We start from the raw sequence: 17,540 nt of genomic DNA on the forward strand, positions 1-17,540 counted from the left end.
GAACGCGGCAACCCCAGCGCCACCACCCTCTCCGGCCCCGCCCCCCGCGCCACGAACAACCGCGCCAACCGGTTCACCCGGGCATCCAACTCCGCGTACGACCACGACACCCCACCGAACACCAGCGCCGTCTCACCCGGCACCGCCACCGCACGCTCCGCCAACAGATCCGCCACCGTCGCCCCCGGCAACCCACGACCCGTCGCCACCCACTCCCCCAACACCAGACCCCGCTCACGCACCGTCAACACATCCAGGGTGCGGACCGGGCGGTCGGGGCGCTCCAGGATCTGCTCCAGCAGGGCCAGCAGCCGCTCGGCGTGCTCCTCGACGACGGCCCGCTCGAAGACGTCCGGGCGGTACTTCCACTCGAAGGTGAGGTGCTCGCCGGGGTTGGTGATGAAGATCAGCGGGAAGTGCGTCGCGTCGACGTCCGTCACCTGGCGCAGGCCGAGGCGCTCGCGCAGGCGGTCCCGCAGGCCCTCGTCGGCCGGGGTGTTGCGGAGCACCTGGAGGGTGTCGAACAGCCGGCCGAAGCCGGTGCCGCGCTGGATCTCGCCCAGCCCGGTCTGGTGGTGCGCCAGCAGGGCGCTCTGCTCGTCCTGGAGGCGGGTGAGGAAGGCGGCGACGCCCTCCTCGCCGTCCAGCCGGGCCCGGACCGGCACCGTGTTGAGGAACATGCCGATGGTGGCGTCGATGCCGGGCAGCTCGGCCGGGCGGCCGGAGACGGTGGCGCCGAACACCACGTCCTCGCGGGCCGTCAGACCGGCCAGCAGCAGGCCCCAGGCGCCGGAGAGCACGGTGTTGAGGGTCAGGCCGTGCTCCCGGCCGAAGGCGGCCAGCCGCTCGCCGAGCCCGGCGGGGGCCTCGACGACGACCTCCTCCGGCAGCAGCGCGGCCCGCTCGCGGGCCTGCGGGGCGAGCAGCGTCGGCTCGGCCAGGCCCTCCAGCGCGGAGCGCCAGGCGGCCCGGCCGGCCTCCTGGTCCTGGCCGGCCAGCCAGCGCAGGAAGTCCCGGTAGGGCAGACCGGCGGCCGGCGGGCGCTCGCCGGCGCAGCGGGTCAGCACCTCCTGGAGGAAGAGCCCGGAGGACCAGCCGTCCCAGAGCAGCGCGTGGTTGGTGATCAGGACGCGCTGGCCGCCGTCGGGGGCGAGCACCGAGACCAGCCGCAGCAGCGGCGGCGCGGCGAGGTCGAAGCGGGTGAACGCCTCGCGCTCCTTGAGGAGGCGCAGTTCGGCCTCGAAGTCGTCCGTGCCGAGCGCCGAGAGGTCGACCTCGATGAGCGGGACGTCGACGGCGCGCGGCAGGAACTGCACCGGGCGCTCCAGGCCGTCCTGGAGGAAGCCGGCCCGCAGGTTGGGATGGCCGTCCAGCACGGCGGCCACGGCGGCGCGCAGCACCTCCAGCGGGATCCGGGCGGTCAGCGAGAGCACGTCGCGCGAGGTGTGGACGTCCAGCGCCTGCTCGTCGTACCCGGCCTCGAAGAGCAGGCCCTCCTGGAGCGGGGAGACCGGCCAGACGTCCTCGATCTCCAGCTTGGGCACGGCGGCGCGGACGAGGGCCAGTTCGGCCTCGGTCGCCGGAGGCAGCTCGGGCAGCTCCGGGGCGGCGCCGGCCGCCTCGCGGCGGTCGGCCAGCTCGGCGAGGGCGGCCGGGGTGCGGCGCTCGAACACGTCGCGCGGGCTGAGCGAGAGCCCCTCGGCGCGACCGGCGCCGATCAGCCGGATCGAGGAGATGCTGTCGCCGCCGAGGCGGAAGAAGTCGTCCTCGACGCCGGCCCGCGGCAGGCCGAGGACCTCCGCGTACAGGTCGCAGAGCAGCTGCTCGGTCTCGGAGCCGGCGTCCCGGCCGGCCGCCAGGCCGGTGTAGGCGAGCGCCTCGTCGGGCAGTGCGGCCCGGTCGAGCTTGCCGTTGACGGTCAGCGGCAGCGCGTCCAGCACGGCGAAGGCGGACGGCACCATGTACTCCGGCAGCCGGGCGGCGAGCGCCCGGTGGAGTTCCTCGGTGTCGAGCAGGGCGTCCCGGGCGGGGACGATGTAGGCGACGATGCGCCGGACGGCGCCGGGCCGGACCAGCACGGCGGCCTGGGCCACGCCCGGCTGCCCGGCCAGCGCGGCCTCGATCTCGCCGAGTTCGATCCGGTAGCCGCGGATCTTCACCTGGTCGTCGGTGCGGCCGAGGTACTCGACCTCGCCGTCGGCCCGGCGGCGGACCAGGTCTCCGGTGCGGTACATGCGCTCACCCGGGGCGAACGGGTCGGCGACGAACCGGCCGGCGGTCAGGCCGGGGCGGTCCAGGTAGCCGCGGGCCAGCTGCGGGCCGGCCAGGTACAGCTCACCGGGCACGCCGGCCGGGACCGGCCGCAGCAGGCCGTCCAGCACGTGGGCGCGGGTCCCGCGCAGCGGGCGGCCGATGACCGGGGCGGCGCTGTCCGCGAGGTCGGCGACCAGGGCGTCGACGGTGAACTCGGTCGGGCCGTAGTAGTTGACGGCGGTGACGCCGGCCTCGCCGCGCAGCCTGGTCCAGAGCGGTTCGGGCAGCGCCTCGCCGCCGAGCAGCAGCACCGCCGGGCGGTGCTCGCCGGCCAGCAGGCCGCTGTCGAGCAGCTGCTGGGCGTACGAGGGGGTGACGTCGAGGGCGTCGACGCGGTGGGCGCGGGTGTAGCCGACCACCGCCTCGGCGTCCCGGCGGTCGTCCTCGCCGAGGACGTGCAGCTCGTGGCCGCCGATCAGCCAGATCAGCTGCTCCCACGAGGAGTCGAAGGAGAACGACGCGGTGTGCAGGGCGCGCAGCCGGGCCCGGCCGGTGGCGCGCAGCGCGTCGGCGAAGGTGGTGGCCAGGTGGTCGTGGATCAGGTTGCCGAGGCCGCGGTGCGGGATCACCACGCCCTTGGGCCGGCCGGTGGAGCCGGAGGTGTGGATGACGTACGCGGCGGCGTCGGGGTGGACGGGACCGCCGCGCTCGGCGTCGGTGAGCGGGCCGGCGGGCAGCGCGGCGAGGTCGGCGGCGGTCCGCGGGTCGTCCAGCAGCAGGACGGCGGCGCCGGGCACCTCGGGCAGCCGGGCGGCGACCTGGGCGGTGGTCAGGACGACGGCGGGGCGGGCGTCCGCCAGGAGCAGGGCGAGCCGCTCGTCCGGGTGGTCGAGGTCGATCGGCAGGTAGGCGGCGCCGGCCCGCAGGACGGCGAGCAGCGCGGTGACCGACTCGGCGGAGCGCGGCAGCGCGAGGGCGGCGATGTCGTCGGCGCCCAAGCCGTGGGCGCGCAGCAGCCGGGCCAGCCGGTCGGCGGCGGCGTCCAGTTCGGCGAAGGAGAGCTGGACGGGGGCCGGGCCGCCGGTCAGGCCGGGACCGACCAGGGCCCGGGCGTCCGGGGTGCGGGCGGCCCGGTCGGCGAACAGGTCGGCGGCGGTGGCGTCCGGGACGCGGTGCTCGCCGCCGGAGACGGTGGCGGGCAGCGCGGCGCGCTCGGCGGCGTCGAGCAGGTCCAGCCGGGCGAGCGGGGTGTCCGGGTCGGCGGCGAACGCGGCGAGCAGGCGCAGGAAGCGGTCGGCGATCCGACCGGCCTCGGCCTCGGTGAACAGCTCGGGCCGGTACTCCAGCTCCAGGCGCAGCCGCTCGCCGGGCAGCACGGTCAGGCCCAGCGGGTAGTGGGTGGCGTCGCGGGCGCCGAGCGCGGTGACGGCCAGGCCCTCGACGGTGCCCAGGCTCGTGCGGAGCGCGTCGCCGCCGCCCTGGTAGTTCTCGACCACGAGCAGGGTGTCGAAGAGCGCGCCCTCGACGTCGGCGAGCCGCTGGATGGTGCCGAGGCCGAGGTGCTGGTGAGCGATCAGCTCGGCCTGCTCGCGCTGGACGGCGGCGGCGGCGCCGGCCAGGGTGGCGCCGGGGGCGAGCCGCACGCGCACCGGCACGGTGTTGATGAAGAGGCCGACCATGGTGTCGGCGCCGGGCAGGTCGTCGGGGCGGCCGGAGACGGTGGTGCCGAAGACCACGTCGGCGGTGCCGGTGAGCGAGCCGAGCAGGACGCCCCAGAGGGTGTGGGCGAGGTTGCCGAGGGTCAGGCCCCGGCCTCGGGCGGCCTCGGCGACGGCGGCGGAGAGTTCGCGCTCGGCGTGCAGGGTGACCACCGCCGGTTCGACGGCGGTGGCGACGCCGGCGCCCGGCGCGACCGGGTGGGTCTGGGCGAAGCCGGCCAGCGCGGCGCCCCAGGCGGCCTCGGCGGCGGCGGTGTCGCGGGTGGCGAGCAGCGCCAGGTGGTCCTTGTAGGGGCGGACGGCGGGCAGCGCGGCGAGGTCGCCGGCCGACCCGTAGAGCGCCAGCAGCTCGCGCACCAGGATCGGCATCGACCAGCCGTCGAGCAGCAGGTGGTGGCAGGTGATGACGAGCCGGGAGCGGTCCGGCCCCAGCCGGAGCAGGGCCAGCCGCAGCAGCGGCGGGGCGTCCAGCTCGAACCGGTGGTGCCAGTCCTCGTCCATCGCGGCCAGTACCGCGGCGTCCTGCTCCGCCCCGGCCGGGGCGGTCAGGTCGACCACCCGCAGCGGGGTCTCCACCTCGCGCTGGACGAACTGGACGACCGCCTCCGGGTCCTCGTACCAGAACCCGGCGCGCAGGTTGGCGTGCCGCACCAGCAGCGCGTCGACGGCGGCGGCCAGCCGGGCGGCGTCGACCGGGCCGGCCAGGTCGAGGTGCGACTGCACGACGTAGACGTCGCGCGCCTCGTCGTCGTAGAGCGCGTGGAAGAGGAGCCCCTCCTGCAGGGAGGAGAGCGGGTACACGTCCTCCAGGGCCGACGCGGCCGGGGCCTGGGCCTGCGAGTCGTCGATCGGTGCGGTGGAGTCGTTCGTCACGGGGTTCTCGGTCCTGGGGGTGGGGTGGCGGTCGGTGGGGTCGGGGGCGGCGGCGCCGCCCGGTTCGCGGCTCATCGGCGGCGCCTGCGCAGCCGCGACTCCAGCCGGTCGATCTGGGTCTGCTTGAGCCGGACGAGGTCGAGGTCGGACGGCGTCACCCCGCCCGCGTCGCCGCCGGCGGCGTGCCGGGCGAGCGCGTCGAGCGCGGCGAACCAGGAGTCGGCCAGCGCCGCCACCTCGTCCTCGCCGAACAGCGCGCCCGGCCAGCTCCACTCGACCGTCAGCTCCGGGCGGCCGTCGGGGCCGGCGGCGACGACCGCGTCGATCTCCAGCGGGTAGCCGGCCGGCATCAGCCGGTCGGGGCCGGCCGCGGCGGCGACGGCGGTGCGCTCGTCCTGCGGGGCGAACGCCCAGCCGCCCTGCGGTCCGGCGCCGGTGTCCGTCCGGCCGCGGTAGTTGAACAGCACCTCGGAGCGGGGCACCGCGGCCAGCAGCGGCGCGGTCTGCGCGTTGAGGTGGCGCAGCAGGCCGAAGCCCAGGCCCCGGTCGGGGGCGGCCCGCAGCTGCTCCTTGACCTGCTTGAGCGCCTGGCCGGTCATCGCGCCGCCGGTCATCGCCTCGGCCGGGTCCAGCCCGGTCAGGTCGAGCCGGACGGGGTGCACGGTGGTGAACCAGCCGACGGTGCGGGCGAGGTCCGGGGTGAGTCCGGCCGCCTCGCTGCCGCCCCGGCCGTGGCCCTCCAGGTCGACCCGGACGGCCGGTGCGGCGCCCGGGCGGGCGGCGGCCACGCCGAGGGCGAGGCCGGCCAGCAGCACGTCGTCCACGCCGGCGCCGAAGGACTGCGGCAGGACGGTCAGCAGCGGCTCGGTGCGGTCGGCGGGCAGGGTGCGGCGCAGCGTGCGCAGAGTGGCGACGGTGTCCCGGGCCGGGTCGGCGGTGAGGCCGCCGAGCGGCCCGGCCGGACCGTCGAGGACCTCCCGCCACTGCCGGGCCTCGGCGATCCGGCCGCGCTCGTGGGCGTGCGCGAGCAGCTGCTCGGACCAGGCGCGCAGGCTGTGGGCCTCAGGTTCGAGGGCCGGGCGGCCGCCGGCCGCCAGCGCCTCGTAGGCGGTGCGCAGGCCGGGCAGCAGGGTGCGCCAGGAGACCCCGTCCACGGCGAGGTGGTGGACGGTCAGCAGCAGCCGGCCGTCGGTGTCCGGGCCGGCGTCGAACCAGACGGCGCCAAGGACCCGGCCGGTGCCGGGGTCGAGCGCCGCCGCGGCCGCGTCCGCCTCGCGGGTCAGCAGGGCGGTCCACCCGGCGGGTCCCGCCTCCCGCGCGCCCCGGGCGTCGACCCGGCGCAGGGTGCGCGGGTCGGTCAGGGCGGGGGCCGCGTCGGCGGCCAGGACCTCCTGGGTCCAGAGGCCGTCGGTGCGGTCCAGCCGCAGCCGCAGCGCCGGGTGGCGGGTGGCGAGGGCCGCCAGCGCGTCCCGCAGGGGCTGCTCCCGCAGCCCGGCCGGGACGGTCAGCAGGACGGACTGGTTGAACCGGTCGATCGGGCCGCCGCGTTCGCGCAGCCAGTGCACCACCGGCAGGGCGGGCAGCTCGCCGTCGGCGGGCGGCGCGACGGCCGCCGGGCCGGCGGGTGCGGCGGGCGTGCCCAGGCCCTTGGCGGCGGCGAGCGCGGCCGGGGTCGGGTACTGGAAGACGTCCTTGGCGGCGATCGGGAAGCCGGCCGCGCGGGCCCGGCTGACCAGTTGGATGGAGACGATGCTGTCGCCGCCGAGGGCGAAGAAGTTCTCCTCCTCGCCGACCTCGGGCAGGCCCAGCACCTCGGCGAAGACCCTGGCCAGCGAGCGGCCCGGGGTCTGCCCGGCCGCCGCGGGGGTGGCGGCCGGGCGGCGGGCCGGGTCGGGCAGCGCCTTGCGGTCGAGCTTGCCGTTGACGCTCAGCGGCAGCGCGTCCAGCACGGTGACGGCGGCCGGGACCATGTGCTCGGGCAGCACCGCGGCCACCGCGGCGCGGACGGCGTCGCCGCCGACCGAGGCACCCGGCTGCGGGACGACGTAGCCGAACAGCTGGCGGGCGCCGCCCTCGGTGACGGCGCGGGCGGCGACGGCCGCCTGGGCCACGCCCGGTGCGGCGGCCAGCGCGGCCTCCACCTCGCCGAGTTCGATCCGGAAGCCGCGGATCTTCACCTGGTCGTCGGTGCGGCCGAGGTACTCGACCTCGCCGTCGACCAGCCGCCGGACCAGGTCTCCGGTGCGGTACATGCGCTCGCCCCGGGCGAACGGGTCGGCGACGAACCGGCCGGCGCTCAGGCCGGGGCGGCCCAGGTAGCCGCGGGCCAGCTGGACACCGCCCAGGTACAGCTCGCCGGGCACGCCGACCGGGACCGGCCGCAGCCGGGCGTCCAGCACATACAGGCGGGTGTTCCAGACGGGGCGTCCGATCGGGACGACGCCGGAGCCGGCCCAGGCGCGGTGGTAGGTGACGTCCACGGCGGCCTCGGTGGGCCCGTAGAGGTTGTGCAGCTCGATCTGCGGCCAGAGGGCCGCGAAGCGCTCGACCGCCGCGGGCGGCAGCGCCTCGCCGGAGCAGAACACCCGGCGCACCCCGGCGAAGCGGTCCCGGACGGTGCGGTCGGCCTCGGCCACCGCGGTGAAGGCGGTGAGCATCGAGGGCACGAAGTGCGCGGTGGAGATGCCCGCGCCGGCGGCGAGCGCGGCCAGGTACTCCGGCTCCCGGTGGCCGCCGGGCCTGGCCAGGACCACCCGGGCGCCGCTGACCAGCGGCAGGAAGAACTCCCAGACCGAGACGTCGAAGCCGGCCGGGGTCTTCTGCAGGATCCGGTCCTGCGGGGTGATGCTGTAGACCTCGCGCATCCAGTCGAGCCGGTTGACGACCGCCCGGTGCGGGACGACGACGCCCTTGGGGCGGCCGGTCGAGCCGGAGGTGAAGATCACGTAGGCGGGGTGTTCCGGCTCCGGGGCGACCGGCTCGGCCTGCGGCCCGTCGGCGTCGACGCCGAGCACCGGCACGCCGGGGACGACCGGCAGCGCGCCGGCCGTGCCGGGCAGGGTGAGCACGCAGACCGGGGCGGCGTCCTCGACCATCGCGGCCAGCCGGTCCGCCGGGTACTCGGTGTCCAGCGGCAGGTAGGCGGCGCCGGACTTGAGCACCGCGAGCAGGGCGACCATCAGCTCGACCGAGCGCGGCACGGCGACCGCGACGATCCGGTCCGGTCCGGCGCCGTGCGCGGCGAGGACGCGGGCCAGGCGGCCGGCCCGCTCGTCCAGGCCGCGGTAGGTCACCTCCGCGCCCTCGAAGGCCACCGCGACCGCGTCGGGCGTGGCGGCGACCCGCTCGGCGATCCGGGTCACCAGGGTGCCCGGCGCCACCTCGCGGTCGGTGGCGTTCCACTCCCCCGCGAGGCCGCGCCGCTCCTGGGCACCGGTCAGCTCGACCCGGGCGGCCGGGCGGTCCGGCGCGGCCAGCGCCTGCTCCAGCACCCGCAGCAGGCGGGCGCCGAAGAGCCGGCCGGTGGAGCGGTGGAAGAGGTCGTCGGCGTAGATGACGGTCAGGTCGGTGTGGTCGCCGTCGGCGGACTCCACGAAGGTGAAGGCCAGGTCGAAGCGGGCCGCGTGCACCGGGTCGGGCAGCAGCGTGGTGCGGGCGCCCAGCAGGCGGTCCAGGCCGCCGGCCTCCTTGCGGTGCTGGACCATCACCTGGAACAGCGGGTGGCGGCCGAGCGAGCGCTCCGGGTTGACGATCTCGACCAGCCGGTCGAACGGCAGGTCCTGGTGGGCGAGCGCGCCCAGCACGGTCTCCCGGGCGCGGGCCACCAGGTCGTCGAAGGTCGGCTCGCCGGAAAGGTCATGACGCAGCACCAGGGTGTTGACGAAGAAGCCGACGACCGGCTCCAGCACCTCGTCGGCGCGCCCGGCGACCGGGGTGCCGAGCGCCACGTCGGTGGTGCCGGCGAGCCCGCCGAGCAGCAGCGCGGCGGCCGCCTGGGTGACCATGAACGGGGTCGCGCCGCTGCGCTGGGCGTAGCCGCGCAGCTCCCGGTGGAGGGCGTCGGGCAGCCGCAGCCGTACCGCGCCGCCCCGGCCGGTGGCCTCGGCGGGCCTCGGCCGGTCGGTCGGCAGGGCGAGTTCGGCCGGCAGGTCGGCCAGCCGCCGCGTCCAGTAGCGGGCCTGGGTGGCGGCGCTGCCGTCCTGGTCGGCGAGCAGGTCGGCCTGCCAGAGCGCGTGGTCCGCGTACTGGAGCGGCAGCGGCTCGAAGACCGGCGCCGTGCCGGCCAGGCGGGCGGCGTAGGCGTGGTCGAGGTCGCGCAGCAGCACCCCCTCGGACCACTCGTCGCCCGCGATGTGGTGCAGCGCGACGCTCAGCACCGACCGCTGCGGCCCGGCGCGGAGCAGGGTGGCGCGGACCGGGATCTCCTCGGCGAGCTCGAAGGCGTAGGCGCCGGCGGCGGCGACCGCCCGGTCGAGCCGGCCCGCCGCGACCTCCTCCACGGTGAAGGGCACGCCGGCCTGCTCGGGGGTCAGGATCCGCTGGTGGGGCCGGCCGTCCCGGTCGGGGAAGACCGTCCGCAGCGCCTCGTGCCGGGCCAGGACGTCCGCGAAGGCGGCGCGCAGCGCGTCGGTGTCGACGGCGCCGTCGATCCGCAGCGCGCACGGGATGGTGTACGCGGTGCTGGGGCCCTCCAGCCGGTACAGGAACCAGAGCCGGGCCTGCGCGGCGGAGAGCGGCAGCGGCTCGGGGCGGGGCCGCGCGGCCGGGGCGGGGCGGCCGGTGGCGGCGGTGGCCAGCCGGGCGGCCAGGGCCGCGGCGGTGCGGCTCTCGAAGAGGTCCCGCACGGCGACCTCGACCCGCAGCGCGGCGCGTAGCCGGCCGACCACGCGGGTGGCGAGCAGGGAGTGGCCGCCGAGGTCGAAGAAGTCGTCCTCGACCCCGGCCTGCGGCAGGCCGAGCACCTCGGCGAAGACGCCGCAGACCACGGCCTCGCGCTCGTCGCGCGGGGCGCGGCCGGCGGGCGCCGCGAAGGCGCCCGCCTCCGGCTCGGGCAGGGCGTGCCGGTCCAGCTTGCCGTTGACGTTCAGCGGCAGCGCCGGCAGCGCCGGCAGCGGCACGATCGCGGCCGGGACCATGTACTCGGGCAGCGACCCGGCCAGCGTCCGGCGCAGGGCGGCCGGGTCGGCCTCGCCGCCGGGGGCGGGCACGACGTAGCCGATCAGCCGCTTGACGCCGGTGGCGGTGGCGCGGGCCAGCACGGCGGCCTGGGCCACGCCGGGCAGGGCGGCCAGCGCGGCCTCGACCTCGCCGGGCTCGATCCGGAAGCCGCGGATCTTCACCTGGTCGTCGTCGCGGCCCAGGTAGTCCAGCGTGCCGTCGCCGCGCCAGCGGACCACGTCGCCGGTGCGGTACATCCGCTCGCCGTCGCCGAACGGGCAGGCGACGAAGCGGCCGGCGGTCAGACCGGGGCGGTTGCCGTAGCCGCGGGCCAGGCCCTCGCCGGCGATGTACAGCTCGCCGGGGACCCCGGCCGGGACGGGCCGCAGCCGGGCGTCCAGCACGTAGACCCGGGTGTTGCCGATCGGCCGGCCGACGCACGGGGTGGGGCTCTCGTCCAGGGCCGCGCCCAGGGTGTCGACGGTGTACTCGGTCGGGCCGTAGAAGTTGTGGCCGAGCACGCCCTCGGTGTCGCGGATCCGGCTCCACAGGGCGTCGCCGACGGCCTCGCCACCGACCAGGAAGAGCAGCGGGCGGTGCTCCGCCGAGTCGAGCAGGCCCCATTCGACCAGCTGCCGGCCGAACGACGGGGTGACGTCCAGGGTGTCGATCCGGTCGGCGAGCAGCCGGGCGACCAGGGCCTGCGGGTCGCGGCGCAGGTCCTCGCCGTAGACGTGCAGCTCGTGGCCGCGGATCAGCCAGAGCAGCTGCTCCCAGGAGGAGTCGAAGGAGAACGACGCGGTGTGCGCGGCCCGCAGCCGGCGGCCGCCGGCGGCCCGCTCGGCCCGGGCGAAGACCGTCCCGCCGTGGTGCTCCAGCATGTTGGCCAGGCCGCGGTGCGGCACCTGGACGCCCTTGGGGCGGCCGGTGGAGCCGGAGGTGTGGATGACGTAGGCGAGGTCGTCGGGGTCGGGGCGGACGGGGTCGGCGTCCAGTGCGCCGAGCCGGCCGGTGGTCAGGGTGCCCAGGCCGTGCCCGGCGAGGACCGGGCGGGTGCGGGCGACCTCGTCGGTGGTCAGGGTGACCAGCGGTTCCGCGTCGGCGAGCATCAGCGCGATCCGCTCGTCCGGGTGGTCGAGGTCGACCGGCAGGTACGCGGCGCCCGACTTCAGCACCCCGAGCAGGGCGGCCACCAGCTCGGCCGAGCGGGGCAGCGCCAGCGCGACCACCCGGCCGGGGCGGGCGCCGAGCGCGGCGAGGTGGCGGGCGGTCAGCTCGACCCGCCCGGCCAGCTCGGCGTAGCTGAGGCGCCGGTCGCCGAAGACCACGGCGGTGTCGTCGGGGGTGGCGGCGGCGCGGGCCTCGAAGGCGTCGACGACCGTCCCGGCGGGGACCTCGCGGCCGGTGGCGTTCCAGCCGCGCAGCAGCGTGTCGCGCTCCCGCCCGTCCAGGACCTCCAGCTCGCCGACGGGCGTCCCGGGCCGGGTGGCGACGGTCTCCAGCACCCGCAGCAGGCGGGCGCCGACGGCGGCGGCCTGCTCGGCGGTGAACACGTCGGCGCGGTACTCGACGGTGAGCCGCGGCGCCTCGCCGGGGAGGGTGAGCACGGTCAGCGGGTAGTGGGTGGCGCCCCGGTTGCCGATGCCGGCGACCCGCAGGCCGCGGGCGGTCAGCCGGTCGGGGTCGACCGGGTAGTTCTCGAAGACCAGCAGGGTGTCGAAGAGGGTGCCGTGCCCGGCGAGCGCCTGGATGTCGGCCAGGCCGAGGTACTGGTGGTCGAGCAGCGCGGACTGCTGGGCCTGCAGCCGGGTGAGCGCCTCGACGGCGGGCTCGTCCTCCTCGGGGCGGAAGCGGACCGGCACGGTGTTGCTGAACAGGCCGACCATGGACTCCACGCCGGGCAGCTCGCCGGGACGGCCGGAGACGGTGGCGCCGAAGACCACGTCCGCGCGGCCGGTGAGACGGCCGAGCAGGATCGCCCAGGCGCCCTGGACCAGGGTGTTGAGGGTGAGTCCGTGCGCCCGGGCGGTGCCGGTGAGCGCCGCCGCGAGCTCGGCGGACAGCGGCAGGTGGATCTCGGCGCCGGCGGCGGCCGGGCCGCCGGCCGGGCGGCCCAGGGTGTCGGCGAGCAGGGTCGGCGCCTCCAGGCCGGCCAGCGCCTCGCGCCAGGCGAGCGTGTCGGCGCCGGCGTCCCGGGCGGCCAGCCAGCCGAGGTGGTCGGCGTACGGGGTGGTGGCGGGCAGCGCGGCGCTCGCGCCGCCGTCGCCGTAGGCGGTGACCAGCTCGCGCAGCAGGACCGGGGTGGACCAGCCGTCCATCACGATGTGGTGGCGGGTCAGCACCAGGCGGTGGTGGTCCGCGCCGAGGGTGACGAGCGCGCAGCGCACCAGCGGCGGCCGGGCGAGGTCGAACCGGCGGGAGGCCTCCTCGTCCTCGATCCCGGCGACCGCGGCGTCGCGCCGGTCGGCGGGCAGGGCGGTGAGGTCGTGCTCGGTCCAGGGCACCGTGACGGTGTCCGCCACCAGCTGGAGCGGGTGCTCGCCGATCGCGGTGAAGCCGGAGCGCAGCGCGGAGTGCCGGTTGACCACGGCGTCCACGGCGCGGCGCAGGGCCGGCCGCTCCAGCGGGCCGCGCAGGTCCAGCGAGGTGAGCGAGGTGTAGAGGTCGTCGGTGCCCTCCTCGCGCTGGTAGAGGGCGTGGAAGAGCAGGCCCTCCTGGAGCGGGGAGAGCGGCAGGACGTCGACGGTGCCGGGGTGTTCGGCCGCGATCCGGTCCAGCAGCGGCTGGCTGACGGCGGCCAGCGGGACGTCGCTGGGGGTGAGCCCGCCGGCGTCCGGCCGGGCGGCGTACGCGGCGAGGGCGTCCAGCGCGGCGAACCAGCGCTCGGCGATGTCGCGGACGGCCTCCTCGGTCAGGACGCCGTGCGGCCAGGAGAGGGTGACGGCGAGTTCGGCGCCGTCGGGGCCGTCGTGGACGAAGGCGCCGACCTCCAGGGCGTGGGCGGTGGGCAGCGCGGGGTCGGCGCCGGCCGCGACGGCGTCGCCGGCCTCGCGGGCGACGGTCCAGTGCGCGCCGTCCGCGGTGAAGCGGCCGAGGTAGTTGAAGAGCAGCTGCGGCTGGTCGGCGTCGGCCAGGGCGGGGCCGGAGACCGGGTCCAGGTGGCGGAGCAGGCCGTAGCCGGCGCCGGCGTTGGGCAGGGCCCGCAGCTGCTCCTTGACCAGGGCCAGGGCGCGGCCGGCGGCGGCGCCACCGGTCAGCGCCTCGTCGAGGTCCAGGCCGGCCAGGTCGAGGCGGGCCGGGAACTCGGTGGTCAGCCAGCCCACGGTGCGGGTGGTGTCGGCGCCGGGGACGAGCTGGTCCTCGCGGCCGTGGCCCTCCAGCCGCAGCAGCAGGTCGGCGCGGGCGCCGGCGCCGTGCCGGTCGCGGCGGCGGCCGAGCAGGGCGAGCGCGAGACCGGCGAGCAGGGTGTGGTCCACGCCGGCCCGGTGGGTGGCGGGCACGGCGGTGAGCAGCGGGGCGGTGCGGGCGGCGGGCAGCGTGAGGCGCAGCCGGCGGGTGGTGGCGGCGGTGTCGCGGGCCGGGTCGAGCGGGCGGTCGCCGAGCAGCGGGCCGGCGCCGTCGGCCAGCACGGCCTGCCAGCCGGGCAGTTCGGCGCGGATCCGGTCACCGGTGGCCGCCTCGGCGAGGCCGAGGGCCCAGCCGCGCGGCGAGGTGGCGACCGGGTCGAGCGGGCGGCCCTCGTAGGCGGCGCGCAGGTCGGGGAGCAGGATGCGCCAGGAGACGCCGTCCACGGCCAGGTGGTGGGCGGCGAGGACGAGCAGGCCGTCGGTGTCCGGGCCGGCGTCCAGGTGGACGGCCTGCAGCACGACGCCCTGTTCGGGGTCGAGTCGGTCGACGGCGGCCTCGCGCTCGATCGCGGCGGCGGCGGACAGCTCGGCCGGGGCGACGGTGAGGTGGCGCAGCCGCTCGGCGGCGGGGGCGCTGCCGGCGGGCCGGATCTGCTGGGTCCAGGTGCCGTCGGCGGCGATGTCCAGGCGCAGCCGCAGGGCGTCGTGGTGGTCGGTCAGGGTGTCCAGGGCGGCGGTGAGCCGGGCGCGGTCGAGGCCGGCCGGGACGGTGACCACGGTGTGCTGGCTGAACCGGGTGACCGGGCCGCCGCGCTCGCGCAGCCAGGAGCTGATCGCGGTGGCGGGCAGCGGGCCGGTGCCCTCGACGCCGGCCCGGCGGACCGCCGGGGCGGTCTGCTCGGCGACGGCGGCGATCCGGGCGACGGTGCGCCGTTCGAAGACCACCCGGGGGGTGAGGGCGAGGCCGGCCCGGCGGGCCCGGCTGCCGAGCTGGATGGCGGAGATGCTGTCGCCGCCGAGGGAGAAGAAGTTGTCGTCGACGCCGACCGTGTCCAGGCCGAGGACCTCGGCGACGAGGTCGGTGAGGATCCGCTCGGTCTCGGTGCGCGGGGCGCGGGCGGCGCCGTCGCCGGCCTGCCGGGGGGCCGGCAGCGCCTTGCGGTCGAGCTTGCCGTTGAGGCTCAGCGGGAGCGCGTCGAGGCCGACCAGGACGGCCGGGACCATGTGCTCGGGCAGGGTGGCGGCCAGGGCGGCCAGCAGGTGGTCCGGGTCGGCGGGGGCCGGGGCGACGTAGCCGACCAGTTGGCGGGCGCCGCCGGGGGTGAGCTCGCGGGCGGTGACGGCGGCCTGGGCGACCCCGGGCAGCGCCTCCAGGGCGGCCTCGATCTCGCCGAGTTCGATCCGGAAGCCGCGGACCTTGACCTGGTCGTCGGTGCGGCCGAGGTACTCGACGGTGCCGTCGGGGGCCCAGCGGACGAGGTCGCCGGTGCGGTAGAGCCGCTCGCCGTGGGCGAACGGGGAGGCGACGAACCGCTCGGCCGTCAGGCCGGGGCGGCCCAGGTAGCCGCGGGCCAGCTGGACGCCGGCCAGGTACAGCTCACCGGGCGCGCCGACCGGGGCGGGGCGCAGCCGGGCGTCCAGTACGTACAGGCGGGTGTTCCAGACCGGGCGTCCGATCGGGACGACGCCGGCGCCGGGCTCGGTGGGGTGGTGGGTGACGTCCACGGCCGCTTCGGTGGGCCCGTAGAGGTTGTGCAGCGGGACGTCGGGCAGCGCGGCGTACCAGCGCTCGACGACGTCGCCGGGCAGGGCCTCACCGGAGCAGAAGGCGCGCCGCAATCCGCCGCAGCCGGCGGCGGCGGTCGGCTCCTCCAGGAAGGCGCGGAGCATGGACGGCACGAAGTGCAGGGTGGTGACGCCCGTGTCGGCGATCAGGGCGGCGAGGTAGGTCGGGTCCTTGTGGCCCTCGGGGCGGGCCAGGACGACGGCGGCGCCCTCGCAGAGCGCCCAGAAGAACTCCCAGACCGAGACGTCGAAGCTGGCGGGGGTCTTCTGCAGGACGCGGTCCTCGGGGGTGAGGCGGTAGGCGTGCTGCATCCAGGCCAGCCGGTTGACGATGGCGCGGTGCGGCACCACGACGCCCTTGGGGCGGCCGGTGGAGCCGGAGGTGTAGATGACGTAGGCCGCGGAGTCGGGGTCGACGGCGGGCAGGGCGGTCGTGGTGGCGCCGGCGGGGGTGTGGCCGGGGCCGATCAGGACGGCGGCGGCGCGGGCGCTCTCCGGCAGCCGGTCCAGCACCTCGGGGACGGTGACGACGCGGACCGGGCGGGCGTCCTCGATCATGTGGGCGAGCCGGTCGGCCGGGTAGTCGGCGTCCAACGGCAGGTAGGCGGCGCCGGTCCTGAGGACGGCGAGCAGGGCGACCAGCAGGTCGGCGGAGCGCGGCACGGCCACGGCGACCACGGTCTCCGGGCCGGCGCCGGCGGCGGCCAGCGAGCGGGCCAGCGCGTCGGAGCGCTCGGCGAGCGTGGCGTAGCTGAGCGTCTCGCCCTCGAAGACGACGGCGGGGGCCTGCGGCGTGGCGGCGGCGCGCTCCGCGATCCGGCTGACCAGGGTGCCCTCGCGGACCTCCCGGGCGGTGGCGTTCCAGTCGTGCAGCACGGCGGTCCGCTCGGCGTCGGCGAGCAGCGGCTGGTCGCCGATCGGCCGCTCCGGGTCGGCGGCGAGCCGGGCGAGCAGGCCGGCGCAGCGGTCGGCGTGCAGTTCCAGCGCGGCCTGGGTGTAGAGCTCCGGGTTGGCCCCGAACTCCAGCACCAGCCGGTCGTCCGGGGTCTTGGTGACGGACAGCGAGAGGTCGTCGACCGGGCCGGAGGCCAGGGTGACGGTCTGTCCGGGGCTGCCCGCGAAGTCCAGCGCGAGGTCGAAGGGCTTGATGTTGAGCAGCGGCCCGTGGAGCCGGTGGTCGGTGCCGACCAGGCCGAGGTCGCGGCGGATCTCCTCGCCCCGGTGGCGCTGGTGGCGGCGGGTCGCGGTGAGCTCGGCGGCGGCGCGGCGCATCAGCCCGGTGTGGCTGTCCGTCCCGGCGACGGCGATCCGTACGGGCAGGATGTTGACGGCCATGCCGGGCACCCGCAGGGTGCCGGGGGCGGTGCGGGCCATGAAGTGCATGCCGAGCACGACGTCCGGCGTCCCGGTCATCAGGTGCAGGTAGCCGGCGAGGGCGGCGGCGGCCGCCTCGGCCCAGGTCGCGCGGGCCGCCCGGGCCGAGGCGAGCACGGCGGCCGAGTCCTCGGCGGTCAGTTCGGCGCGGTGGTACCGGGCGGCGGGCGCGGCCTGGGCGGTCGCCTCGGTGAGGCCGACGACGGCGGGGCGGTCCGCGAAGCGGGTGTTCCAGTACTCCCGGCCCTCGGCGGCGGCGGGGCCGGCGAGGTACTCGCGCTCGGCCTCCACCAGGACGGCGAGCGGGCGCAGCGGGCTGTCGGGCACGTCGGTGCCGGCGGCGAGGGCGGTGTACACCTCGGCGACCCGGCGGGTGAGGAGCGCGACGCTGTAGCCGTCGACGACCAGGTGGTGGAACCACTGGAACCAGAGGTGGCGCTGCTCGCCGACCCGGACCAGCAGGGCGCCGTGCAGCGGGCTGGCCTCGGGGCCCTCCAGCGGGGTAGGGACGGCGAGTTGGGCCCGGACGAGCGCGGTGGCGGCGGCCACCGGGTCGGCGGCGGCGCTGGTGTCGAGCCGGGGCAGCTGCCAGGCGTCGGCGTCGAAGGCGGTGGGCAGCTGGACGGTGCGGCCCTCGTGCTCGGCGAGCCGGACGTGCAGGCCGTCGGCCTCGGCGAGGGTCCGGCGCAGCGCCCGCTCCAGCAGCGCGGGGTCGAACGGCCCGGTGATCTCGACGTACTGGCCGACGTTGTAGGCCGGGTTGTCCGGGTCGATCCGCTGTGCGGCGAGTACCCCTGCCTGTGCCGCCGTCAGCTCCTGGAGGACTGCGGCCGGCTCGACCTGCGTGGTGTTGGTGCCCGCCTGAGGCATGGTCGGCCCTTCCCGGTTCGGTGCGGCCCCGCCGACGATGCAAGCCCGGGGCGCTCGCTGGTGCGCTGTGGTGCGTGGTGGTGCGTGCTGGTTCGTGGGGGGTGCGTGGTGGTGTGCGCGGTGCAGGGGCGCGGGGCGGCCCGCCGGGGAGGTGCCCGGCGGG

The 17,540-nt window shown here is 77.4% G+C and carries 2 protein-coding genes; both read right to left on the reverse strand.

Features of this window, described 5'->3' with window-relative positions; translation table 11 throughout:
* The coding region (locus ABZ497_RS33285; RefSeq protein ID WP_359810963.1) for an amino acid adenylation domain-containing protein at positions 1-4,919 on the reverse strand (4,919 nt) is incomplete at its 3' end.
* Entirely contained in the window at positions 4,916-17,377 is a 12,462-nt protein-coding gene (locus ABZ497_RS33290) for an amino acid adenylation domain-containing protein (RefSeq protein ID WP_359810966.1), read from the reverse strand. The genes ABZ497_RS33290 and ABZ497_RS33285, both read right to left, overlap by 4 nt.
* Between the last annotated feature and the right edge of the window lie 163 nt (positions 17,378-17,540).

This window comes from Kitasatospora sp. NPDC005751 (assembly GCF_040630835.1).
Classification (GTDB): domain Bacteria; phylum Actinomycetota; class Actinomycetes; order Streptomycetales; family Streptomycetaceae; genus Kitasatospora.

What these genes read in the sequence shown, in the direction of transcription:
- ABZ497_RS33290 (WP_359810966.1), bottom strand. Translation starts at nt 17,377, where the DNA reads ATGCCTCAGGCGGGCACCAACACCACGCAGGTCGAGCCGGCCGCAGTC.